This window comes from Vibrio japonicus (assembly GCF_024582835.1).
Classification (GTDB): Bacteria; Pseudomonadota; Gammaproteobacteria; order Enterobacterales; family Vibrionaceae; genus Vibrio; species Vibrio japonicus.
The window spans coordinates 1,668,718-1,691,925 of sequence record NZ_CP102096.1 but is presented as its reverse complement, the minus strand read 5'-3'; the positions used below and the strand labels follow the sequence as shown (position 1 = coordinate 1,691,925).

Below are 23,208 nucleotides of genomic sequence, written 5' to 3'. Positions count from 1 at the left end.
TTTTAAGCCGCCAGCGTCAGTTTCAGCGTAAACGTCATCCCTTGGTCTGGGTTGTTCTCGGCGACAATCGTCCCTTGCATATCGCGCACGTTGTTCGCGGTAATGGCCAATCCAAGTCCCAGTCCTTCGCCTATTTTCTTGTTGGTATGGAAAGGTTCAAAAATGGTCGCCAACTTGTCGTTTTCCACGCCGCAGCCGTTGTCGGTCACTTGAATGATGGCTTTGCCGTTGTCGCAATGTGCCGCCACGGTAATTTTCGGGTTGTCTTGCCCTTTGGTGGCATCAATCGCGTTGCTGATCAAATTGCCCAGCACCTGCCTTAAGCGCGCTTCTTCGCCCATCACCAGTGAAACATCCGAGGCGATCCGCACGCGAATATCCACGCTGGCTAGTGCGGCTTGCTGAATACGCAGCACTTCCTGTAACGCATCGGTAAACGACACAGGCTGAGGTTGTTCAAGGCGATTAAACGCGAACGACTTGAGCTGAGAGGTCATGTTCGCCATGCGGTCAATCAAGGTATTCACCAGCGTCATGTTCGCTTTGAGCATCTTAGTCTCACCGCGTTCCATCAACAGTTGATTACTTGAAAGCAGGGTACGTAACCCCGTTAGCGGCTGGTTCAGTTCGTGAGTGATCGCGCTCGACATTCTGCCCAGCGCGGCTAGCTTGCTGGCTTCGATCAATTCTTGCTGCGCATTTTCCAGCGCTTGGGTGCGTTCTTGTACCCGCTGCTGCAAATGTTTGTTGGCATCCTGCAGCGCTATTTCGGCCTTTTTACGTTTGCTGATGTCGATGATGGTGCACAGATAGTAGTTATTGGAGCCCCAAGGGAATAGGCTGATGGAAAACATCACCGGGAAACAACTGCCATCGCTGCGTCTGGCCATGGTTTCCACGCTGCTGATTTCCGCCAGTTCTTGGTGCTGCGCCAAGTTTTTCAGTAGTTGTAGCGTGGTGGAGTTGGGGTTGCCCGCGTCAAACAACTGCCAGGCCTGAATGTTGCCAATCATCGAATCAGATAAGCTGAAATAGCGTTTCGCCATCAAGTTAATGTCGTGAATCGCACCGTTTTTATCCAGCAGCAACAGGCCTACGTGGGTCTTGTTGATCATGCCAGTCAGGCGCTTTTCAGACTCTTCGATCAAACGCTGAATGCGCAGATTACCCAGCTGCTTTTGGTAGCGCTGGAAACGGATCACCAAGAGCAGCAGCACAAACAAACACGCCACTGCGACGCTCCAGCTTAGCCAACTGACGGTCTGATACAGCGATTGCAGGGGCGTCAGGTAGGTTAAGCGCCAGTTGAGGTCATCCAAAGTGACCGACTGCACAAGGTATTTCTTGTTGTTGAGTTCCCATATGTTGATGCGAGATTGATCGTAGAGCGTTTGCGTCGTCATCATTTGCGCCATGCTGAAATGCTCGTTAAACCAATCCGCGTTAAGGACGCGATGGCTGGAAAGAAAGAACTGTTGCTGCGCGTTTTGGAACAGGATCACCTCATCGTCGGCGAACCATTGGTCGGTCAACAGGCTCAAATCAATCTGCACCACGGCGATCCCGACAATATCGAATTTCAAATAGATAGGCGCGGCGAGGTAGTAATCGGGTGTCGCGCCGACACTTTTGGTTACGACGGAAATCGCTTCACGCTGGGCATGGATGCGCTGAACGATGGTCTCAATGTCGTCTTCGCTCAAATTACTCCGTTCGATACTCGATGAAAGCACATCACCACTCGAAGACAACACATACCAACCTTTGGTATTGGCGGCCTTATCCAACTGAATCAGCTGCTTTTTGATTTGTGGCTCAAGCGAAGCCTCGCCTTTGAAATAACGCAGGCTGATTTCATCATTGGTGACTAGATAGGGCAGGTGGTAAAAGCGTTGTAGCGAGCGGCGCGCTTCTCCGATGTAGGTGAGCAATCGGTGTTCGCCTTGCCTTTGCGCTTGCTCCATGTGCCATTGGGTCGCGGCTTTTTGACTGGTGACCTTTGCCACCGCAATGGCAAAAATTGCGAGAATAATAAACCAGTAACGATTACTACCAACCATCGTTAGAACATCCTTTGCGCGGATTGTGTACGCTGCGAGTTGAGAAAGCAGGGACTTGGAAATGAGAAGCAGAAGCTAACAAATAAATAATCCAATGTTAAAGCAGTGTTGTTGAGAAGTGAGAGCTAGCTCCTTTTCGATTTGCGTATTTTTACTTAACGTTGGTGGCTTGAAAAATAGGTGTCTATAGATGGAATTACATATGACTCGCAGTATTGCTTTGATTGAGGATGACCAAATCGTCCGTCAAGCAACGAGCCAGTGGCTGCAACTTGCAGGCTTTGAAGTGACCACGTTTGAAACAGGGCAAGCCGCGTTAGAGGCGGTGATGAGCGGAGAATTCGACACGATCATCACCGATGTGAGGTTGCCAGACATTGATGGCACCGAGATTTTAAATCAGGTTAAGCAGAGCTTGCCGGAAGTGCCAGTGATTTTGATTACCGGTCACGGTGATGTGGATATGGCGGTCAAAGCGCTACAGCAGGGCGCGTATGACTTCATTGAAAAGCCGTTTGATCCAGAGCGTCTCTCGCAGACCGTGGCGGAAGCGGTCGAAAAATACAGCCAAGGTCGAGAGCGCAAAAGCCGCTTATCGTACTTAGATAGCATCAGCGGTATCGAGCAAGTGTTGATTGGCCGTAGTAAAGTGATGTGCGATCTGCGCGAGCAAATCATCAAAGTCGCGTCCATCGATACTAACGTGATCATTTATGGAGAAACGGGCTGTGGTAAAGAGTTGGTCGCCAATTGCTTGCATCAGTTCAGTCAAAGGCAAAAACACCCGTTTGTTCCGCTAAATTGCGGTGCGATTCCGGAAAACTTGTTCGAAAGTGAGCTATTCGGCCACGAAGCAGGCGCATTTACGGGGGCGGCGAAACGGCGCATCGGTAAGTTAGAGTTTGCCGACAAAGGTACGGTGTTTCTTGATGAAATCGAAAGCATGCCGCTGTCGATGCAGGTCAAAGTGCTACGTACACTGCAAGATCATGTCGTTGAACGGGTTGGGGGCAACCAGCAAGTGTCGGTCGATCTGCGTGTGATTTCTGCGGCCAAGCACGATCTGTTGAATCATCCCGATTTTCGCCAAGACCTGTTTTATCGCCTGAACGTGGCGCAACTGCATTTGCCGCCGTTGAGTGAGCGTGAAGACGATGCCTTGCTGCTGTTTGAACACTTCACTCAAGAAGCCAACCCAGAGACTCGCCAAGCCAGTGAAGCCGACAGACACGCGCTGCTCTCTTACTCGTGGCCGGGCAACGTGCGTGAGCTGCGCAACGTCGCAATTCGTTTTGCACTGGACGAAATGCTAACCGTGGGCGAGATTCTTTCGTGCCGTCCGAACACCACTACAGAATCGGCCTCGTCTGGTGTGCCGCTAGCGGTGCAGGTGCAGAGCTTTGAACGCAAAGTTATTCACGACTCTTTGCTCAGACATCAAGGCCGCATTAATGAAGTGATGCAAGAGCTCGATTTACCACGGCGAACGTTGAACCAAAAAATGGTGCGTTACGCGCTCAACCGCAGTGATTACGTCAGTTAGTTTCAGGTCGAGATCGGAATCAGGATATGAGCAAAATTTTGCTCATATCAAAATCGACCATTTTATTAACATTGATCACAAATAATTCATTTGTGTGAGCTGTCCTCCTCTTTTTTGCTACTCAATCATCCACTTAATGAGCCATTTTTTGCTTACTGCTAAATCAGAAGATAAGCAAAAAATGGCTTGTTTGGATGCGTGTGGAAATTAATTTCAAATAAAATCAATAGCTTAAAAGTTGGCATTGGTTTTGCTATATAGCGATTGTTGTTAACAAAAACATAACGTGAAATCACTCTACATGGAGAGTAATAATGAAATACAACAAGTTAGTGAAAACTCTGGCTATCGCTATGGCTTCATTTGGTTTGGCGGCGAATGTCTCTGCTGCGGATGAACGCAGTTACATCCTTGCCACCGCGTCAACGGGCGGAACGTATTACCCAGTGGGTGTCGCATTAGCAACTCTTAGCAAAGTCAAAGTCGCGCCGAAGCATCACTTTTCATTGTCCGCAATCAGCTCGGCTGGATCGGGTGAGAACGTGAAAATGCTGAATGAGAACGAAGCGCAGTTTGCGATTTTGCAAGGTTTGTATGGTGCGTGGGCTTGGAGTGGTCAAGGCCCGTATGCAAAATCGGGTAAGCAAGAGCAACTGCGCTCGGTTTCCATGTTGTGGCAGAACGTTGAACACTTTATCGTCCGTTCTGAGCTGGCTGAATCTGGCACAGTGAGCGACCTGAATAACCTTGATGGCAAGAAATTCTCGATTGGTAAAAAGAACTCGGGAACAGAAAAATCGGGCCGTCAGATCATGAAAGGCCTATCGGTTGACCCAGACAAATTTAACTTGGCATTCATGGGTTACGGCGGCAGTGCGAGTGCGCTACAGAACGGCACCATCGACGGTATGAACACACCTGCGGGCGTTCCTGTTGGGGCTGTCACACAAGCGTTTGCTGCCCTAGGCAACGATATTCAACTGCTTTCGTTTACGGATGAGCAGATCAAGCAAGCCAACCGCGACTTTGATCTTTGGACCAAGTACGAAATCCCAGCCAACACTTACCCTGGCGTTGATAAACCGATTACGACGGTTGCGCAACCAAACTTCTTGGCCGTGCGAGACGATATCTCGGAAGAAGATGTTTATCAGCTGACCAAAACCATCTACGAAAATCTGCCATTCCTGCAAGGTATCCACAAAGCGACCAAAGCGATGGCGCTTGAAAAAGCTTTATCTGGCTTGCCTTTACCACTTCACCCAGGCGCAGTACGTTACTACAAAGAAGTGGGTGTCGAGATCCCATCACAACTGATCATCAACTAACTGATGATATTTACGCCCTTAGATTTTAAGGGCGTATCCCTCTTATTGATTGAGTTTAACTTTTTCTCCGTGGTGTGCGCGCGGCGGGGTATTGGAGTGTGTTATGAGCGATTCGTTGCAGCAGGAACTGCAAAAGTTTGAATTGCCGACCCGAACGGATTTTCCGTGGGTGGGCAAGGCGATTACCGCCCTTGGTGTGGTGATCTCGTTACTGCATATTTATTTTAATACGTTATCCACGCTGCCTGAGCTTTGGATTTCGGCCACGCACTTTGCCGGTTTTGCCGTGATTTGTGCGCTGTGGTATCCGGCTCATATTTCTTTAAAACGCAGTAAAGTGGCGTTGGCGGTCGACATTGTGATCGCACTGGCAGCACTGGCTTGTCTTATTTACATCCCATTTGCGGAAGATGCTTTATACGAGCGCGGCGTTAAATTTGTCGCGAGCGATTGGTTCTTCGCGATTTTGGCGATTGCCATCGTGATCGAACTGATCCGCCGTACCATGGGCTGGTTTATTCCGGTACTTATCCTTGTCTGCTTGAGCTACGTGGTGCTTTGGGGGCAGTGGGCGAGTGGGATTTTCCATTTCCCGGGTCTGAGCTTAGAAACCTTGCTCTATCGCAGTTTTTACTCGTCTGAAGGCATGTTCGGCTCTATTTCGCGCATCAGCTGGACGTTTGTTTTCATGTTCATCCTGTTCGGCGCTTTTTTGGTGCGCTCTGGTGTGGGTGATTACATCATCGACGTGGCGCGTGCAGCCGCAGGAAAAATCATTGGTGGCCCAGGTTTTATTGCGGTTATCGGTTCCGGTTTGATGGGCTCGGTATCCGGCTCTAGCGTGGCGAACACGGTGTCTACTGGCGTGATCAGTATTCCATTGATGCAAAAAGCGGGTTTCCCGTCTCGCTTTGCGGCGGGTGTAGAAGCAGCCGCATCGACAGGTGGTCAGCTTATGCCGCCAGTCATGGGCGCGGGCGCGTTTATCATGGCGTCGTACACGCAGATCCCTTACGTGGATATTATTGCCGTGTCGTTTGTGCCTGCGTTGGTGTACTTTCTATCGGTTGCGTTCTTTGTGCGTATTGAAGCCAAGCGCAGTGGCGTGCAAAAAGTCACGACCAGCAGCGAACCACTGCTAAAAGTGCTTATCTCTGGTTGGCACAACCTGATTCCTCTGGCAGTGCTAGTCACTTTATTGGTACAAGGCTTTACGCCAACCTACGCAGCGGGTATCTCTATTTTGTCGGTGGTGGTGGCGTCTTGGTTCTCGAAAAATCATAAGATGGGGCCGAAAGCGATCATCGAAGCCTTATCTCAAGGTGCGAAGAACATGGCAACCACGGCGGTACTGCTGGTGGGCATCGGTTTGGTGATCAATGTGATCAGTACCACGGGTATTGGTAACACCTTCTCGCTGATGATCAACGGCTGGGCGAATGGTGACTTGTTTATCATGATCTTGTTGATCGCGTTGGCGTCATTGGTGCTTGGCATGGGCCTACCAGTCACGGCGGCGTACATTGTATTAGGCACATTATCGGCACCTGCGTTGTATCAGTTACTGGCAGAAAGCCAACTGCTGGATATGCTGGTCGCTGGTCAATTACCAGAGCAAGCGAAAGCGATCTTTATGCTGGCAGCGCCAGATCAGCTGGATCTCCTTAACGCGCCAATGGCGTTGGAAACGGCCAAAGAGCTATTAACCAAAGTGCCTGCCGATTTTATGGATACCCTGCTTGAGCAAAGTTTGGGCTTGGAAGCGGTTGGCCTAGCACTGCTGTCTGCACACTTGATCATCTTCTGGCTGTCTCAAGACAGTAACGTGACTCCACCGGTGTGTTTAACGGCGTTTGCGGCGGCAACCATCGCTAAAACACCGCCAATGCGCACGGGTTTGATGGCGTGGAAAATTGCCAAAGGTCTTTACTTAGTGCCGCTGTTGATTGCGTACACCAACCTGGTGAGCTGGGACATTACCTCCGTATTGGTGACGGGCGGTTTTGCCATCATTGGTACTTATGCCTTTATTGCCGCGATTGAAGGTTATCTGGAAGGCGAGATCAACTGGCTTATCCGTATTGCTTTGATTGGTGTAGGTTTGGCTTTGGTATGGCCTGACATTGCAGTATGGATTCGACTGGCGTGCAGTGCGGCATTCATCGGCGTGTTTATTTATAGCGGCCGAAATTCAAACACGAGTGTTGAAAATTCAATCGCGAAACCTGTGTGATTTACGAAATAGATTTAGGAACATTATGAACGCAATGTACGATTTTATTATTGTCGGTGGCGGTATTGTGGGCGTTTCCACAGCGTGGCAGTTGCAACAGGCTTACCCAAACAAATCGATTTTGTTGATTGAGAAAGAGTCGGGTTTTGCCAAGCATCAAACAGGACACAACAGCGGCGTGATCCATGCGGGTGTTTACTACGCCCCCGGCAGTCTCAAGGCGGATTTTTGTAAGCGCGGCGTTGAAAGAACCATTGATTTCTGCGCTAAACACGACATTCCGGTAGAGAATTGCGGGAAGTTGCTGGTCGCTACCAACAACGCCGAAATGGAGCGTATGAATGCGCTGTATGAACGTTGCCACCAAAATGGCATTGAGGTGGAGTTGCTAGACCAAGCGCAGTTGAAATTGGCAGAGCCGAACATCACGGGCTTAGGCGCGATATTGGTGAAATCAACCAGTATCGTGAACTACACCAAAGTCACCGAAATGATGGCAAAGGAGTTCACCGATATCGGCGGTCAAGTGAGCTTGGGTACCGAAGTTATCGCCGCCAAAGAGCTAGAGGAAGAAGTCCAACTTACTTGCAAAGTCGATGGCCAAACCATGCAGATTAATGGTCGTTTTATGATCTCTTGCTCTGGGTTAATGGCGGACCGCATGACCAAGATGCTAGGCATCGAGACCGATTTCCAAATCGTCCCTTATCGCGGTGAATACTACCTGTTAGACAAGAAGCATAACCAAGTGGTGAATCATCTGATTTACCCGATTCCAGATCCGGATCTGCCGTTTTTGGGCGTCCACCTAACTCGTATGATTGATGGTACGGTCACGGTTGGCCCTAATGCGGTACAGGGCTGGAAGCGAGAAGGCTATGGCGTGATTAACTTCAGTCTCAAAGATACGTGGCAAATGTTGAGCTTTGCTGGCTTCTGGAAAGTGACCGCCAAACATCTGCAAACCGGGCTGGTGGAGTTTAAAAACTCGTGGTGGAAACCGGGTTACTTGAAGCTAGTGAACAAGTATTGCCCGAGCATTCAGGTTGCGGATCTCAAGCCATACCCGGCGGGCATTCGTGCGCAGGCTGTGATGAAAGACGGCACTTTGGTACACGACTTTTTGTTTGCTGAAAGCCCGCGCAGTTTGCATGTGTGTAACGCGCCCTCTCCGGCGGCAACTTCTGCCATGCCAATTGGCGAGTACATTTGCGAGAAGGTGATGGCGAAAAACGCTTAATCCCGCGTCAGTGAGCACTCAATCACAAGTCAGTTACTCAGTTGGGTAGCTGGCTTATTTTTTTGACAGTTTTCGAGCTGCTTGGCTCTGCTCTTGTTTCTGTCTTTGATGACAAAGAAGCCCACTTCAACGCGCCGTTGGTTTCGAAGGTGTTTTCATTTTGGCAAATCAGGAAATGTTCACCCACTTGAATGATGGCTCCTGATGAATACGCCATATCTTGATAAAAGCAGACGCGTTGGCCAATTTCCGCCGCATTAACGCCGATAATCGCTTTATGAGAAGTGGATGCGGAAGTGCTCGCCGCTGCAACATTGGCGCTAGCAAGCAATAATAACAATAGGGAAGTTGTACGCATTAGCTTTCCTCTAATGGTGTTAAACCAAATTTTCGTTCATAACGGGGCAGCATGCTTTCGTTCCCCAGTAACCCACCTTGATGGACATAAATGAGCGTTTTGTGCGAGTTTTCCGTGTGCCAAGGGATTAAGCATTGCCACATCATAGGATCATAGAGCAAATCAAACTCGACGTGTGTTTGTTTGAGTAATTTTAACCACATAATGTAGTCTGCTTTGTAAAGGTGGCCGAAGTGATGTTTCGCCGGAAGTTCCAATATGGTAGGAAAACTGCTTTCACCAAGATCGGCAAATTGCTGTTTTAGGTATTCTGCTCCTCCTACACATGGGCAAGTGACCACTTCGATACCATGAGGGGCTAAATATTTATGAAGGTAAAGTGCCGTCGTCCCAGTCCCTGCAGGTAATGCAACTGCAAATTCAGAGCAATTTTCGTAACGAGTCCATGAGAGTATTTCTCTTGCGAGCTGTTTAATGCCCACTTCAGCATGTTTGAATCGACCGCCTTCGGGTACGACTAAGCAATGGTCGTTAGGCTGTCGGATCTGTTCTATATAATCCCTCGGGTGCAGTTGAAACTCATTCACTGCTTTAATTTCCGCTCCCATATCCAGCGTAGCGCGGAAATTCCCCTTAGGATTGTCTGACAGCCATTGAGGAATATGATCGACATAAAACTCGAATTTCCAACCTTTTATTGCAGCCAAGGCAGATAATGAATACATCGCATTAGATTGAATGCTGCCGTAGCTAATTAAAGTGTCAATATGAGTAAGGGGCTGCTCCAGAAGCGCCATAAACTTACGTGCTTTGTTACCGCTGAAGTGGCTGTGCAGCTGGTCATCGCGTTTTAAGTAAAATCGGACACCGTCAAAATCGTGTTGGGTGATAGGCGTATCGGCAAGTTTCATAACCGCATTAGATTTAGGGAATTAAGCTGCGTATTTTATCTAAAATTTCCTATTAAGCTCAATGAGCGGTTTTTAGAGATAAGCGGTTTCAGAGATAAAAAAAGCCCAGAGCAAATTTGCTCTGGGCGGATACAAACATAGGAGTTAATAAGATAAAGCAGCGTAAATTAGTAGTGCTAGCTAAGAAAACAAGTTTGACGGCCTGAAAACTCACGAATGCTCTGCTAACTACACTTATTCAGACTGGCACTTTTCCAATCAGTTCCATTTCAAGCGAAAAAAAATCTATTTTTTTTATGTCTCACTTTTAGGGCACGCATTTAACCTGGTCTGACCAAGTTTGAAAAATGTGATGTTAATGACTTGTTGTTAGAATGTGTTGGTTGTATATTTCAAACATGTGTTTAATACGAGTGATTCAAATGGCAAGCAAAAACAGTACAAAAGAAAAAATCCTAGATGTTGCCGAGGCACTCTTTGCTGAACATGGCTTTAATGACACGTCTTTGCGGACGATTACCAGTAAAGCTGGGGTAAACCTTGCCTCCGTCAATTACCACTTTGGAGACAAGAAGACACTGGTGCGAGCGGTACTGAACCGATACTTAGAAGCGTTCATGCCAGCGATGCAAGATTCGTTGACGAATTTAAATCTGAGTGACAACTACTCAATGGAAGCGGTGTTTGAATCATTACGCTCTCCATTAGGCTCGTTAAACGATTTAAGACCAAATGGCACGAGCCGTTTTATGTTGCTGGTTGGTAGAGGTTATACCGATGTGCAAGGTCACCTTCGTTGGTTTATCACGACGCGCTATCAAGAAACTTTATCGCTTTTCACGCAATCCGTTATGAAAGCCAATCCTAACCTTTCAGAAGAAGAGCTATTTTGGCGTTTGCACTTTACGCTAGGAACTTGCGTTTTCACCATGGCTTCAAGTCAGGCGTTGATGGAAATTGCCGAAAACTCCTACGACAAGAAAGTCGACGTAAAGTCTATTGTTGATCAACTAATACCATATTTAGCTGCCGGAGTTGCGGCTGATAGAGCTTGAAAACAAAAATAAATGGACCACAACTGTGAACAAAAGGATCTGACTATGAGTTCTCTAAGAAGAAAATGGGTAAGTGACCCAGCTTTTAAATTGTTTAAGAAGGTGTTACCACCATTATCAAACACAGAGAAAGAAGCAATGGAAGCGGGCAGTGTGTGGTGGGATGGAGAGTTATTCTCGGGTCGCCCTGATTTCACCAAACTACACCATTATCCTAAACCAACACTCAGTGCAGAAGAGCAAGCGTTTATGGATAACGAGTTGCAGACGCTGTTGGGTATGTTGGACGATCATAAGATCGTTAAAGAAGATCGTGACTTGCCGAAAGAGGTTTGGGCGTACCTACGTAAAGAGCGTTTTTTCTCTCTGATCATTTCCAAAGAATATGGCGGTCGCGAGTTTTCATCGCATGCAAACTCAACCATCGTTTCAAGCATTGCTACGCGAAGCATCAGTGCCGCAGTATCGGTCATGGTTCCGAACTCATTAGGTCCGGGTGAATTGCTGTCTCATTACGGTACTCAAGAGCAGAAAGATTACTGGCTACCACGTTTGGCTGATGGTACCGATATCCCTTGTTTTGCATTGACAGGTCCAGAAGCGGGTTCAGATGCAGGTGGTATTCCAGATGAAGGGATTGTTTGTTACGGCGAGCACGAAGGCAAGGAAGTACTTGGTGTTAGAGTAAGCTGGAACAAGCGTTATATTACTCTGGCTCCAGTTGCTACTGTATTAGGCTTGGCATTCAAAATGTACGATCCAGATGGTCTAATGGGTGATAAGAAAGACATTGGGATCACCTGTGCGCTAATCCCAGCAGACCATAAAGGGGTTGAGATTGGTGAGCGACATGACCCAATTGGTCTAGCATTCATGAACGGTCCAACCCGTGGTAACGACGTATTCATCCCTATGGATTGGCTAATCGGTGGTCAGGAGTACGCAGGTAAAGGTTGGCGTATGCTGGTGGAGTGTTTGTCAGCAGGTCGTGGTATTTCGTTGCCAGCATTAGGCGCAGCAATTGGCCACCTTACTTCTCGTACGACTGGTGCATACTCATACGTGCGTAAGCAGTTTGGTATGTCGATAGGTAAATTTGAAGGTGTGGCAGAGGCGCTGGGTCGCATCGGTGGTTTAACCTATCTGCTTGAAGCTACTCGTACACTGACGACCACGTCACTGGATCTGAAAGAGAAGCCGGGTATCGTAACCGCAATTGCTAAATACCACATGACCGAAATGGCTCGTACCATTTTGAACGACTCGATGGATATCCATTCTGGTCGCGCAATCCAAGACGGTCCAATGAACTATTTAGCATCGCCGTATCTAGGTATCCCTGTTGCGATCACGGTAGAAGGTGCGAACATCCTGACTCGTAACCTGATGATCTTCGGTCAAGGTGCGACACGTTGTCACCCTTATGTTCTTAAAGAGATGGAAGCAGCGGCAAACCCGGATGAAAAAGAAGGGGCAAAAGAGTTTGATAAGCTGTTGTTCAAACATATCGGTCATGCAACTAAGAATACCTTTGGTGCATTTGGCGCAGCGTTGACGGGTTCACGCTTTATCAAGGCAGAGATGAGCGGTCCAACACAGCGTTACTACAAAGAGTTGACTCGATTAAGCTGCGCATTGGCTGTGAGTGCAGACATCGCAATGGCAACACTGGGTGGAGATCTAAAACGTAAAGAGATGATCTCGGCAAGGCTGGGTGATGTACTAGCGTATCTATACATGGCGTCGGCGGCACTGAAAAAGTACGAAGACGAAGGTCGTCAGCAACAAGATCTCGATTACGTTCATTATGCGGTACAACACTGTTTCTACAATGCGGCAAAATCGCTACAAGAAGCGTTCACTAACTATCCACAAAAATCGGTTGGACGTCTGCTGAAGGTATTGATTTTCCCACTAGGAAACCATTACCAAAAACCGAGTGATAATCTGACCGTTCAGATTGCGGAAAGCCTAATGACGCCTGGAGCGCATCGTGACCGTTTAACGCACCTTTGCTACATCGGTAAAGATGAAAACGACAGCGTTGGTTTAATCGAGAATGCTTTCCTAGCGATGTACGGTGTTAAGAGCCTTGAACGTAAGTTAATGACGGCGGCGAAAGAGGGTAAAGTGGCTCGTAAAGGTCTGCTGAAAGATAGACTTGAGCAGGCGCTAGAGGCGGGTGTGTTGACTCAAGAAGAAGTAGATAAAGTTCTTGCGGCAGATGAATTGCGTTACAAAGCGATTCAAGTTGACCACTTTAGTCATGACTTGAGTGAAATAAGGACGCACGACCAAGAAGTAAAGCGCAAGCTTGATAGCGTTGCTTAGTCGCGTAATTACTGAGTCAACAAGCACTAGGCTTTGCTATCCTAAAGAGCAGAAAGGCATCAATTAAGATGCCTTTCTTTGTTTTGTCTGCAAAATATAACGAAAGTCATCCAACCACTTGCATTTTAGCGACATTTTTACAGAAATTAGATGCGAACTGGCGGTGAACCTTTTATCCTAGCGGGGTTTTTTAAAGGAAGTTGAATATGATCATCAAACCTAGAATTCGTGGATTTATCTGTACCACAACGCATCCAGTGGGTTGTGAAGCTAACGTAAAAGAACAAATTGCTTACACAAAAGCACAAGGCCCAATCAAAAACGCGCCTAAACGCGTTCTTGTTGTCGGTGCTTCAAGTGGCTACGGTCTATCTTCTCGTATCGCTGCGGCATTTGGTGGCGGCGCTTCAACTATCGGTGTGTTCTTCGAAAAAGAAGGCACTGAAAAGAAACCAGGTACTGCAGGTTTCTACAACGCAGCAGCATTCGAAAAGCTAGCGCGTGAAGAAGGTCTATACGCGAAAAGCCTAAATGGCGACGCTTTCTCAAACGAAGCGAAACAGAAAACAATCGATCTGATCAAAGAAGACTTAGGTCAGGTTGATATGGTGGTTTACTCACTGGCTTCTCCAGTACGTAAAATGCCAGAAACAGGTGAATTGATTCGTTCATCTCTAAAACCTATCGGTGAAACTTACACTTCGACAGCGGTTGATACCAATAAAGATGTGATCATCGAAGCAAGTGTTGAGCCAGCAACAGAAGAAGAGATCAAAGACACAGTTACCGTAATGGGCGGTGAAGACTGGGAACTTTGGATCAACGCACTTTCTGAAGCCGGTGTTCTTGCAGAAGGTTGTAAGACGGTTGCGTACAGCTACATTGGTACTGAGCTAACTTGGCCAATCTACTGGGATGGCGCACTAGGCAAAGCGAAAATGGACCTAGATCGTGCATCGACAGCGCTTAACGATAAGTTGGCAGCGACTGGCGGTAGTGCAAACGTAGCGGTTCTTAAGTCTGTTGTTACTCAGGCAAGTTCTGCAATCCCTGTAATGCCACTGTACATTGCAATGGTATTCAAGAAGATGCGTGAAGAAGGCGTACACGAAGGTTGTATGGAACAGATTTACCGCATGTTCAGCGAGCGTCTATACAAAGAAGACGGCAGCGCAGCAGAAGTGGACGAGAAAAACCGTCTACGTCTGGATGACTGGGAACTACGTGAAGACATCCAGCAACACTGCCGTGACCTATGGCCGCAGATCACTAGTGAAAACCTAAAAGAACTGACTGACTACGTTGAGTACAAAGAAGAGTTCTTGAAGCTATTCGGCTTTGGCGTTGACGGTGTGGATTACGAAGCAGACGTGAACCCAGCAGTAGAAGCTGATTTCATCGCGATCTAATTTGCTTTGACTCTAATTATAAAAATCCGGTGCATACACCGGATTTTTTGTATCTAGAATCTAGCTGGCTAGCGCAACTTACTGAAACGTTGACCAGATAGGCGCGTGGTCAGACGGCTTTTCAATACCGCGTAATTCGTAGTCGATGTCAGACTCAACACATTTTTCTGCAAGTTTAGGTGTTGCTAAAATTACATCAATACGCAGACCACGGTTGTCATCAAAGCCGCGTGAGCGGTAATCAAACCACGAGAAACGATCGTTAACGTTAGGGTGGATCTGGCGGAAAGTATCCACGAAGCCCCAATCCATTAAGGTTTTTAGCCATTCACGCTCTTCTGGTTGGAAGGAACATTTACCCGTCTTCAACCAACGCTTGCGGTTTGGTTCACCGATACCGATGTCTGAATCAATTGGGCTGATGTTGATATCACCCATCACGATCAGCTGTTCATCGTTCGTGTGGTACTCAGTCAAGTAGCCCATCAAGTCTTTATAAAACTGACGCTTGTATGGGAACTTGGTTTCGTGGCTGATGTTGTCGCCTTGTGGGAAGTAACCATTCAGTACCGTGACTTTGTCGCCGTTATCATCTTCAAACGTCGCCATGATCATACGTTTTTGATGTTCTTCGTTATCGGTAGGGAAACCTTTCTGGATAGAGATTGGCTCTTTCTTGCACAGCATAGCAACGCCGTAATGCGCCTTTTGGCCGTGGAAATAAACCTTGTAGCCCATCGCCTCTACATCTTCGATTGGGAAAGCTTCATCGTGGACTTTGATCTCTTGAAGGCCGATAACATCTGGCTGATGTTTATCAATAACGGCTTGCAATTGGTGTAAGCGAGCGCGCAGGCCATTGATATTGAACGAAATGACTTTCATCCCAAATCCTTAATTGTTATTCATTCTAATTAGCGTAGCGTGTGATCTTATCATCTTCTTATTCGATACACTAAAGCCAACATGATTAAAATCAGCGTTGAATAACAGGCTATAGTAAACCAAGAGGCGACAGTCCCGCCTCTGTGTTTATGCTTATCAGTCTAAGTACCAGTAGCCTTTGTTCACCAGAGTGCAAAGTAACTCTAATTGCGCATCATTCAGCTGGCTATTTAAGTCATCTGAGTTCAGTTCATCCTGATTACACAATAAATGAGTTAGGTCGGGTGAGAAGGTGCAAAAACGTTCACCGTTAACGTATAAACTTGTGGCATCCTGCTGGTGGAATAATGCTCGCAAGCCAGACACTTTTCTGATGCAACCTGACTGCATAAGGTGGACTTGCAACTCGTCTGCTGAAATATTTTCCTCTGGCTCAACAACATCAAGTTGATGACGAGATTGACTGAGCATATTCCCGAGAAATTCAGAGATATCCTTTTCAGAGTTAAGGGCGTTTTTCAGCATCTGAGTAAGAAGGTCTACATCGGTAGAAAGGATTTCCCCAGTATTCTTTTGTGTTTGCATGCTCGGATTGTGCAGGTGGACATCCCCTTTATCATTCGCAAGCACATAATCTGCAAAGTTACTTAACAGCTCTTGTTCTTTAGGTGAGCGAAAACCTAGAGAATAGCTCATGCTAGGCTCTATGGTATGACCTTCGTGTGGAAAACCAGGAGGAATATAGAGGATATCTCCGGGTAACAAAACCTCATCGATGATCGCATCAAACCCTTCAATCTGTCGTAAAGCACCGCCTTGGATAGACTCTTTATATTGGCCTTTATCGATATCGCCAACACGCCATCGACGCTTACCACTGCCTTGAACAATGAATACATCATATTGATCGATGTGAGGGCCAACGCCTCCCTCTGGCGCAGAGAAGCAGACCATCAAATCATCGAACAGCCATTGAGGCAGTTGTTTAAATGGTTCAACAAGCTCCGCAGCGCCTAGGTGCCAGTGGTTACAGGCTTGAACAACAAGTTGCCAGTGGCTCTCCGGCAAATTTTCAAACAATGTTTCAGGAAGCGGCCCGTGTTTCGCTTTCCATTTGCCGTCTTTATTGGAGATAAATCGAGAGTCAATATCGTCCTCTAACGCTAAACCAGCCAGTTCATCTGGGCTGATCGGATCATCAAAATTGTTAAAGCCTTGCTTAATGATGGTTGGCTTTTTATGCCAAAATTCCGTCAAAAACTGGTCCATGTCGAAATTGAGCTGATACATGACTAGCTTGTCTCCAGTTTTCGTTCTAAATCTGACTTAACAATATTGATTGCTTTAAGCGCTATGTGAGGGTCGACGTCGTTACTCTCTAACAGATAGATAAGATCGACCGCGAGTTTGATTTCATCGGGTGCGTGTTCAAGTTCTGATTGAGCGGATGACATTTACTGATTTCTCTCTCGGTACGTGATTTGTTTTTCGATTTTCAGTTTCGATTCTTGGCAGCGTTTTAAACGTTGTTCTGTCGCAATCAGAGCCTGTTGTGCCGCTTGTTGTTGAAATGGAGGGGCGTACTCCAAAGCGAGCTCTTTTTCTCTCACCATCTCTTTCAGTCGACGTTCCCACTCTTGGTGTTGAGCCATTTGTTGATAGAGTTCGTTGATCGGTTTTTGGTAATAACTCTTATGCTTTGGCTCATTCTTGCGAATATTTGTGGTGGCCAGTTCACGTTGGATAGCACTGATTTGTGAGAACAATCGCTCAGTTAAATACTCTGCTCTAAGCGTGGTGAGTATGCCTGCTTCTTCTTCTCGAATAAGGCTCTCCAGCGTACTCTGTGTTTCTTTTACGCATGGAACGAGCAATTTCGATCTTCCATGAAATAAACGTTCATCGAATAGGGGGAGATGATTTTCTCCCCTTTTTCTGTCCAAAGCAGCGGCTTGATTCGCTAACTGCTCCAGTGTGTTAGACAACTCTTTAATACGACTCATAGATTAGGCGACACCGAGAAAAATAAACTGGATGCATCTCAAATAGCATTAGGGCATGTGATGAGATGCTTACAAACTAAGCTTAGTACTCGATGACTCGTTTAAACGGAGGTAGTGAATCGAGCAGTGCTTTACCGTATCGTTTTGAAACAATTCGGCGATCAAGGATAAAAACTTTACCAGAATCACGCTCTTTTCGCAGCAAGCGGCCAACTGACTGGATGAGCTTTTTACTCGCTTCTGGAACCGCGATTTGCATAAATGGATTTCCACCTTTGCTTTCTATGTACTCGGCGTGAGCGCGCTCTACGGGAGACGTCGGCACACCAAATGGAATCTTGGTAATTATCAAGTTTTCAAGGAGCTCGCCCGGTAAGTCTAACCCTTCTGAAAAGCTTCCCGTACCGAATAGAATGCTTGTTTTTTGACATTGAACCAGCGTTTTATGTTTTTTTAGAATTTCTGAGCGTGACTCTTTGCCTTGAACTTGCAGTGACCAGCCTCTTTTTACAAAATGTGTTGATAGCGCGTCCGCGACTTGATTCATTTGCCAATAGGAAGAAAACAACACTAAGTTCGCTTTTTTATCTTCGATTAGATTTGGCAATATATCAGTCAGATAATCGGTATATTGGGGAGCTTGAGGTTCATATTTCATTTTGGGAACCACAAGTTCCGCTTGATTCTGATAATCAAACGGAGAGGCGAGAGCTAAAAAGCGCACACCATCGTCTGCTTTTTCACTAATACCTGCTTGGCGACAAAAAAAGCTAAACGAATTCAGTGCTCTGATGGTGGCAGAAACTAATACAGCGCCAATGCAACGGCTCCATATTTGCTGATCCAGCTGCCAGCCTACTTCTAATGGGGAAACATTAACCACGAAGTCACTTTCTCGCTCTGGGTCAACTTCTAGCCATCTTGCAAGCGGTGCGCCTTTTTCTCTCAATGGTTCAGCCATCAAATTCCAAACTTGCGCGAGGTTATCCATTCTTTGGATATAAAAGCCAAGCTCAGCCAGTGCAGGCTCTGCCAATCGGTTCGCTAATTCACCATCTTTTACTCGTTCTGAAATTAAATCGGCAATTTTCGCGACCGCCTGAGCACCTTTCTGCGACAGTTTTTTCAGTTCTTTGGACTCTTCTTCCAACCAACTTGGTAATTCACCATTTTCGAATCGATAAATGTTGTCCTCAAAGTGGGCGGGATCAAAACGGGTCGCGAGTTGGGTAAGCGTTGGTATCAGTTGTTGAACAGAATCTTGCAGCTCGTTTCTAAACCTATTAACGCGTTTTTCGTCTGCAAGGTTGGCGAACTTAGTCACAGATTGATTGAGTCGTTCCAACCAACTCGCCGCACCTTTTAAGCTCGCACTTGCTGAAGAGTGGTCGCGGGCGACTTGAGGTAGGTGATGGGCTTCGTCGAAAACATAAATAGTGTTCTCGGGTTCAGGAAGGATAACCCCTCCGCCTAAATCGGCATCCGCCATGACGAGGCTATGGTTTGCAATAATGACATCTGCTTTATCCATCTCTGAGCGCGCCTTTTGAAAAGGACAGTCTCTGTGAGCTGGCATACTTCCGTTACAGCTGTGTTTATCGCTCACTATCATCTGCCAGATTTCATCCGCAATCGGTTTTGGCCATGAGTCCCGATCGCCATCCCATTTACGCTCTGCCAATTTCTTATACATTAATTCCAGCTGTTCGATATCTTTCTTTTTCGGCTTAGTTTCGAACATCGCTAGTTGCCCATTATCTGCGTTTGAAGCAGAAGCAAGCTTTTCGCTGCAACAATAGCGTTGACGGCCTTTTGCAAGAATGATGGAAAACTCTCGGTCAGTAATGCGTCTATATAGAGGCAAATCTTTGTTCACGAGCTGTTCTTGCAGTGCCACTGTCGCAGTTGAAATGACCACTTTACGATTATTGAAGAGAGCAACAGGAATGGCAGCCATTAAATAGGAGAGTGATTTACCTATCCCTGTTCCTGCTTCAGCGACCAGCATACGCGTGGACTTGTGATAATCGCCACAGAGTGTTTTCGCAATTTCAGCAACGAGATAGTTTTGCGCTCGACGAGGAACAAAGTTATCCAGATTAGATTGTAGGTTTTGGTAACTTGAGCGGATAGAACTCTGAATTTTGCTGGCTGTCATAGTGTGATCTCAATAACGGGACGCGGATGATAGCACAATTTGATAAGGGCTACTCAGTTCACGAATTCTAAATTCCGATTGCCAAATATGGATCTCGTTCACAAAAAAAAACTGAACCATCAAAAACTTACAATAATTCCCAAATCTAACAAATATATAGCGACGAATTGCGTGGCTTAATGGTTTTTTATCCTGTTTGTTGTTTTATTTTTCCTTATTTTTAGTTTTAAGTTCCAATTGTGGAATCTTGGCATGATGAGTAGGTGATGGGAATAGTTGAGTGAGGTTGTTCGCAAAATGAACGTGTTTTCATTTAAGTTATTGAAAATAAATGATTTTATGTTTTTTTATTAAATTTTTTTTATTCATTTGACAGTCAACATAATCTTTTGCAATCTAGACCTCGAAATTTAGTGGCGATGATATTTGACCAATAAGAGCCAAAATCATCATCAAAAAACATAAAGGGAACCGGATAAGGATTTCCCAGTTTAAGAAAAGGCAGTGGATTATTATGAAAAAGACTCTAGTAGCTCTTTCAGTACTTGCAGCAGCATCAGCTCAAGCTGGTATCGAAGTTTACAATCAAGATAGCGTTTCAGTTAACCTACACGGTGACATCGAAGTTACTTACCAAAACTCAAAATCCTCAAAATCAATGACTCAACAAATCGAAGACGCTGATTTCGGTTTTGACGTTCGTTACGCAATCAACGATCAAGTGTCTTTCGGTGGTTACTGGGAATTTGATGGTTCTCAATCAAACAACTCTGAAGCTACTAAAAACGGTGATACTTACGTAGCGCTATATACTAAAGACTTTGGTGACATTAAAGTGGGTCGTCTATGTACTGCTATCGATGATGCAGGTATCGGTAACGACTACCAGTTTGGTCTAAACTCGTTCTTTGACGGTCTTGACCTAGCTTGTGCTGACGAAGGTCTTCGTTACGATTACGATAACGGTACTGTTTACGCGACTGTTGGTTACATTCAAAACAAACTTGTAAAAGGCGGCAATACTGCTACTCCAGGTCTAGGTAGCAAAGCAGATGATGAGGCTTACATCGATGGTAAACTAGGTGTTCGCGCTGCAGGCTTTGATTTCACATTGTTTGCTGCAGATACAGAAGTTGTTGATCAGAAGAATCAGGTAGAGAAAGAGTACACTCTACTTGGTCTAGAAGCGCGTTTTTCAGGTGTTGAAAACCTAAACCTATCTGCGGCTTACTACACGCTCGAGGAAAAAACTTCAGGTGTAAGCAGCGATGTTGATACTATGGCTCTTGCTGCTGACTACACCGTGGGAGCATGGGTATTCGGTACTGGTTACTCTGTTTCTGAAGAAGACAAGTCTAATTGGGAAGAAGACGTAGTGTTTGTAAACGCGGGTTACGCGCTAGCACCTAGCACAACTGCTTATGTAGAACTTGCTAAAGTAGATAGTGACGACGTACTATTCAATGAAGACCTAGCCGTTGTTGGTGTTAAAGCAAGCTTCTAATTTTAGCTAAGCTTATAAATTTTATAAAAAGTCACTCGAAAGAGTGACTTTTTTATTTTATGCCCTAATAATTTGTGGCTATCGAGTTCCACATGGCTAGTTGCCTACGCACCAATTTAAGGAAAACACAGTGAAGAAGATTTCAATACTCCTTGCCTCTTTGGTTTCATTTTATTTATCCGCAGCTGAGTTAACGCCAGCTAAGGGTGTCTCTATTCTTTATATTAATGGCCAAGAAGCCGAATCAAAACTGGGTACAAACCCTATAGCAGACGGTTACAACCAAATTGTTATTCGTATGGATAAAGAGGTGGGTCGAGGTAGTGGTGGTAACGTATTTACATCAAAACCGTATGTTCTGGATCTAGAAGTATCAGGTGAGATAATTCAAGTGGTTCACCCAGTCGCGAGAAGTAAGAAAGAAGCTGAAATTGCATTTGAAGATGGGCAACCACAATGGGACATTAGACAAGATGGCAAGCCGCTGCAATATAAGCAGGAAGAGCTTCAGGGGAAGTCTGGACTGTTTCCATATGCGGGGATGGCCGCTTTGCTAGAAAAGCATAACAGCCAAAGGGGCGTCTATTTTAATAATGGGCAACTCATTGATAAACCAGTTGAAGCGAAAATGATTTCGGGAACAGTGGTGGATCCTGCCGTTGATACAACTCAAGCAATGTCACCAACGAAAGTGATGCAATCAAGCAATGCCGAGCAGCTTAAAGCGTGGTACCTCAAATCTTCTGTTGAAGAGCGTAAAGAGTTTCGTCGCTGGATGATTGATCAAGAGTAAAGATTCTATCATTGCTGCATTAGCACGCTGATTATTTAAGATAGGCTTCTTTTTTGAAGCCTATCTCTGGTTTCAGGCGAAACATTCGGGTATTTCTAACGCGTTTTCCACTGCTCCAATAAGATTTTCTATATGCTCTCGTTGACTAATAAACGGTGGCATCATATAGATGAGTTTACCAAATGGCCTTATCCACACGCCATGTTCAACGAAATGCGCTTGGATTTTCTCCATATTGACTGACTTGGTTGACTCCACAACACCAATTGCCCCTAACCACCTTACATCTGCAACAAGCTCATGATTTTTGAGTTTGGGTAACAATTCGGAAAATGCGGCTTCTATCTGACGGGTTTGCTCTTTCCAATCGTTCGCTTCTAACAATTCCATACTCGCTGTTGCGACGGCACACGCGAGGGGATTGCCCATAAAGGTCGGGCCGTGCATAAAACATCCTGCTTCCCCACCACAAACGGTATCAGCAACTTCTTTTGAGGCTAATGTGGCGGACAGCGTCATATAGCCACCCGTGAGTGCTTTGCCGACACATAGGATATCAGGTTGAATTTCGGCATGTTCGCACGCAAACATCTTTCCTGTGCGTCCAAAGCCCGTGGCAATCTCATCCAGAATTAAGAGCAAGCCATATTCGTCGCATAGCTCTCTAACGCCTTTGAGGAAATTCGGGTGATAGATACGCATGCCTCCCGCACCTTGCACGATAGGCTCTAGAATCACTGCGGCTATCTCGTTGTGATGAGCTTCGATTTTGTGCCTGAAATCATCTAAATCCTGAGGGTTCCACTCGTGCCAGTATCCGCTTGTGGGGGACTGAGCAAAGATATGCTCTGGCAAAAAGCCTTTATACAGTGAATGCATGGAGTTATCTGGGTCAGTGACTGACATCGCTGCGAAAGTATCACCATGGTAGCCATCTCTTAACGTCAGAAACTTAGGGCGCGTTTCGCCTTTAGCATGCCAATATTGCAACGCCATCTTTAAGCTCACTTCTACGGCCACCGAACCCGAATCGGCAAGAAACACATGCTCTAAGTTATCTGGAGCGAGGTTAAGCAGCTTTTTACACAGGTTGATGGCAGGAGCATGTGTGATCCCCCCAAACATGATGTGTGACATTTTATCTATTTGGTTATGAGCGGCGTTATTGAGGTGCGGGTGGTTGTATCCGTGAATCGCAGACCACCACGAAGACATACCATCCACTAACTTTTCACCATTTTCTAGTTCAATGAAAACGCCTTCGGCGGATACAACAGGGTAGCAGGTCAGAGGTGTGAGGGTTGACGTGTAGGGATGCCAGATATGACGACGGTCGAACGCGAGATCCATGTGTAATTCCGAAATTTGATTGATTAAAAAATAAACAAATGTAAACA

The 23,208-nt window shown here is 46.1% G+C and carries 18 protein-coding genes; 9 read left to right on the top strand and 9 right to left on the bottom strand.

Annotated features, from left to right (window positions below; all coding sequences use genetic code 11):
- Nucleotides 1-2: 2 nt before the first annotated feature.
- The gene (locus tag NP165_RS08025; RefSeq protein WP_257083456.1) at nucleotides 3-2,060 is read right to left on the bottom strand and encodes a sensor histidine kinase; all 2,058 of its coding nucleotides are present in this window, start codon (nucleotides 2,058-2,060) and stop codon (nucleotides 3-5) included.
- A gap of 190 nt (nucleotides 2,061-2,250) precedes the next feature.
- Here NP165_RS08025 and NP165_RS08020 point away from each other — a divergent pair, with 190 nt between their 5' ends.
- The 4 genes from NP165_RS08020 (at nucleotide 2,251) to lhgD (ending at nucleotide 8,404) form a co-directional block, all read left to right on the top strand.
- Nucleotides 2,251-3,603, top strand: a complete 1,353-nt coding sequence (locus NP165_RS08020) for a sigma-54-dependent transcriptional regulator (RefSeq protein ID WP_371133667.1) — start codon at nucleotides 2,251-2,253, stop codon at nucleotides 3,601-3,603.
- A 314-nt stretch (nucleotides 3,604-3,917) separates the two neighbouring features.
- Nucleotides 3,918-4,931, top strand: a complete 1,014-nt coding sequence (locus NP165_RS08015; RefSeq protein WP_257083454.1) for a TAXI family TRAP transporter solute-binding subunit — start codon at nucleotides 3,918-3,920, stop codon at nucleotides 4,929-4,931.
- Nucleotides 4,932-5,034: 103 nt separating this feature from the next.
- Nucleotides 5,035-7,164 (top strand): TRAP transporter permease, encoded by a 2,130-nt coding sequence (locus tag NP165_RS08010; protein WP_257083453.1) that lies wholly within the window; start codon nucleotides 5,035-5,037, stop codon nucleotides 7,162-7,164.
- A 25-nt stretch (nucleotides 7,165-7,189) separates the two neighbouring features.
- On the top strand, nucleotides 7,190-8,404 hold the full coding sequence (lhgD, locus tag NP165_RS08005; RefSeq protein ID WP_257083452.1) for an L-2-hydroxyglutarate dehydrogenase: 1,215 nt from the start codon (nucleotides 7,190-7,192) through the stop codon (nucleotides 8,402-8,404).
- A 37-nt stretch (nucleotides 8,405-8,441) separates the two neighbouring features.
- Here lhgD and NP165_RS08000 read toward each other — a convergent pair whose 3' ends face one another.
- Entirely contained in the window at nucleotides 8,442-8,762 is a 321-nt protein-coding gene (locus tag NP165_RS08000; protein WP_257083451.1) for a DUF1496 domain-containing protein, read from the bottom strand.
- Nucleotides 8,762-9,673 carry a pyridoxal-phosphate dependent enzyme gene (locus NP165_RS07995; protein ID WP_257083450.1) on the bottom strand — a complete coding sequence of 304 codons (912 nt, stop codon included), beginning with the start codon at nucleotides 9,671-9,673 and terminating at the stop codon, nucleotides 8,762-8,764. The genes NP165_RS08000 and NP165_RS07995 overlap by 1 nt, the downstream gene beginning before the upstream one ends.
- 422 nt (nucleotides 9,674-10,095) lie before the next feature.
- Here NP165_RS07995 and psrA point away from each other — a divergent pair, with 422 nt between their 5' ends.
- The 3 genes from psrA to fabV all read left to right on the top strand — a co-directional run bounded on the left by psrA (nucleotide 10,096) and on the right by fabV (nucleotide 14,468).
- Nucleotides 10,096-10,728, top strand: coding sequence for a TetR family transcriptional repressor PsrA (gene psrA, locus NP165_RS07990; protein WP_371133666.1), 633 nt, complete (start codon nucleotides 10,096-10,098; stop codon nucleotides 10,726-10,728).
- Nucleotides 10,729-10,773: 45 nt separating this feature from the next.
- Nucleotides 10,774-13,059 carry an acyl-CoA dehydrogenase gene (locus NP165_RS07985; RefSeq protein WP_257083449.1) on the top strand — a complete coding sequence of 762 codons (2,286 nt, stop codon included), beginning with the start codon at nucleotides 10,774-10,776 and terminating at the stop codon, nucleotides 13,057-13,059.
- Between the two features lie 206 nt (nucleotides 13,060-13,265).
- Nucleotides 13,266-14,468 (top strand): enoyl-ACP reductase FabV, encoded by a 1,203-nt coding sequence (gene fabV, locus NP165_RS07980; protein WP_257083448.1) that lies wholly within the window; start codon nucleotides 13,266-13,268, stop codon nucleotides 14,466-14,468.
- 78 nt (nucleotides 14,469-14,546) lie between these two features.
- On the opposite strand, the gene xthA is transcribed toward fabV, so the two are convergent.
- The 5 genes from xthA to dinG form a co-directional block, all read right to left on the bottom strand.
- Nucleotides 14,547-15,353 carry an exodeoxyribonuclease III gene (gene xthA, locus NP165_RS07975; protein WP_257083447.1) on the bottom strand — a complete coding sequence of 269 codons (807 nt, stop codon included), beginning with the start codon at nucleotides 15,351-15,353 and terminating at the stop codon, nucleotides 14,547-14,549.
- A gap of 156 nt (nucleotides 15,354-15,509) precedes the next feature.
- Complete coding sequence (locus tag NP165_RS07970; RefSeq protein WP_257083446.1) at nucleotides 15,510-16,643, bottom strand: cupin domain-containing protein; 1,134 nt, start codon at nucleotides 16,641-16,643, stop codon at nucleotides 15,510-15,512.
- A gap of 2 nt (nucleotides 16,644-16,645) precedes the next feature.
- A complete protein-coding gene (gene rsmS / locus NP165_RS07965) occupies nucleotides 16,646-16,807 on the bottom strand; it encodes a pleiotropic regulatory protein RsmS (RefSeq protein WP_257083445.1) in 162 nt (53 codons plus the stop codon).
- Entirely contained in the window at nucleotides 16,808-17,356 is a 549-nt protein-coding gene (locus NP165_RS07960) for a primosomal replication protein (RefSeq protein ID WP_257083444.1), read from the bottom strand.
- An 82-nt stretch (nucleotides 17,357-17,438) separates the two neighbouring features.
- Nucleotides 17,439-19,514, bottom strand: a complete 2,076-nt coding sequence (dinG, locus tag NP165_RS07955; protein WP_257083442.1) for an ATP-dependent DNA helicase DinG — start codon at nucleotides 19,512-19,514, stop codon at nucleotides 17,439-17,441.
- 514 nt (nucleotides 19,515-20,028) lie between these two features.
- Between dinG and NP165_RS07950 the strand changes: the two genes are divergently transcribed.
- Both NP165_RS07950 and NP165_RS07945 read left to right on the top strand, forming a co-directional pair.
- Nucleotides 20,029-21,018 carry a porin gene (locus NP165_RS07950; RefSeq protein ID WP_257083441.1) on the top strand — a complete coding sequence of 330 codons (990 nt, stop codon included), beginning with the start codon at nucleotides 20,029-20,031 and terminating at the stop codon, nucleotides 21,016-21,018.
- A 130-nt stretch (nucleotides 21,019-21,148) separates the two neighbouring features.
- Nucleotides 21,149-21,811, top strand: a complete 663-nt coding sequence (locus NP165_RS07945; protein ID WP_257083440.1) for a DUF2057 family protein — start codon at nucleotides 21,149-21,151, stop codon at nucleotides 21,809-21,811.
- Between the two features lie 72 nt (nucleotides 21,812-21,883).
- On the opposite strand, the gene bioA is transcribed toward NP165_RS07945, so the two are convergent.
- On the bottom strand, nucleotides 21,884-23,161 hold the full coding sequence (gene bioA / locus NP165_RS07940; RefSeq protein ID WP_257083439.1) for an adenosylmethionine--8-amino-7-oxononanoate transaminase: 1,278 nt from the start codon (nucleotides 23,159-23,161) through the stop codon (nucleotides 21,884-21,886).
- Nucleotides 23,162-23,208: the final 47 nt, after the last annotated feature.

Bases quoted from the DNA above. Each gene is read 5' to 3' on its own strand.
- NP165_RS07960 (WP_257083444.1), bottom strand. From the start codon at position 17,356: ATGAGTCGTATTAAAGAGTTGTCTAACACACTGGAGCAGTTAGCGAAT.
- NP165_RS08015 (WP_257083454.1), top strand. From the start codon at position 3,918: ATGAAATACAACAAGTTAGTGAAAACTCTGGCTATCGCTATGGCTTCA.
- NP165_RS08010 (WP_257083453.1), top strand. From the start codon at position 5,035: ATGAGCGATTCGTTGCAGCAGGAACTGCAAAAGTTTGAATTGCCGACC.
- NP165_RS08020 (WP_371133667.1), top strand. From the start codon at position 2,251: ATGGAATTACATATGACTCGCAGTATTGCTTTGATTGAGGATGACCAA.
- NP165_RS07985 (WP_257083449.1), top strand. From the start codon at position 10,774: ATGAGTTCTCTAAGAAGAAAATGGGTAAGTGACCCAGCTTTTAAATTG.
- xthA (WP_257083447.1), bottom strand. From the start codon at position 15,353: ATGAAAGTCATTTCGTTCAATATCAATGGCCTGCGCGCTCGCTTACAC.
- rsmS (WP_257083445.1), bottom strand. From the start codon at position 16,807: ATGTCATCCGCTCAATCAGAACTTGAACACGCACCCGATGAAATCAAA.
- NP165_RS07970 (WP_257083446.1), bottom strand. From the start codon at position 16,643: ATGTATCAGCTCAATTTCGACATGGACCAGTTTTTGACGGAATTTTGG.
- fabV (WP_257083448.1), top strand. From the start codon at position 13,266: ATGATCATCAAACCTAGAATTCGTGGATTTATCTGTACCACAACGCAT.
- NP165_RS08000 (WP_257083451.1), bottom strand. From the start codon at position 8,762: ATGCGTACAACTTCCCTATTGTTATTATTGCTTGCTAGCGCCAATGTT.
- lhgD (WP_257083452.1), top strand. From the start codon at position 7,190: ATGAACGCAATGTACGATTTTATTATTGTCGGTGGCGGTATTGTGGGC.
- psrA (WP_371133666.1), top strand. From the start codon at position 10,096: ATGGCAAGCAAAAACAGTACAAAAGAAAAAATCCTAGATGTTGCCGAG.
- bioA (WP_257083439.1), bottom strand. From the start codon at position 23,161: ATGGATCTCGCGTTCGACCGTCGTCATATCTGGCATCCCTACACGTCA.
- dinG (WP_257083442.1), bottom strand. From the start codon at position 19,514: ATGACAGCCAGCAAAATTCAGAGTTCTATCCGCTCAAGTTACCAAAAC.
- NP165_RS07950 (WP_257083441.1), top strand. From the start codon at position 20,029: ATGAAAAAGACTCTAGTAGCTCTTTCAGTACTTGCAGCAGCATCAGCT.
- NP165_RS08025 (WP_257083456.1), bottom strand. From the start codon at position 2,060: ATGGTTGGTAGTAATCGTTACTGGTTTATTATTCTCGCAATTTTTGCC.
- NP165_RS07995 (WP_257083450.1), bottom strand. From the start codon at position 9,673: ATGAAACTTGCCGATACGCCTATCACCCAACACGATTTTGACGGTGTC.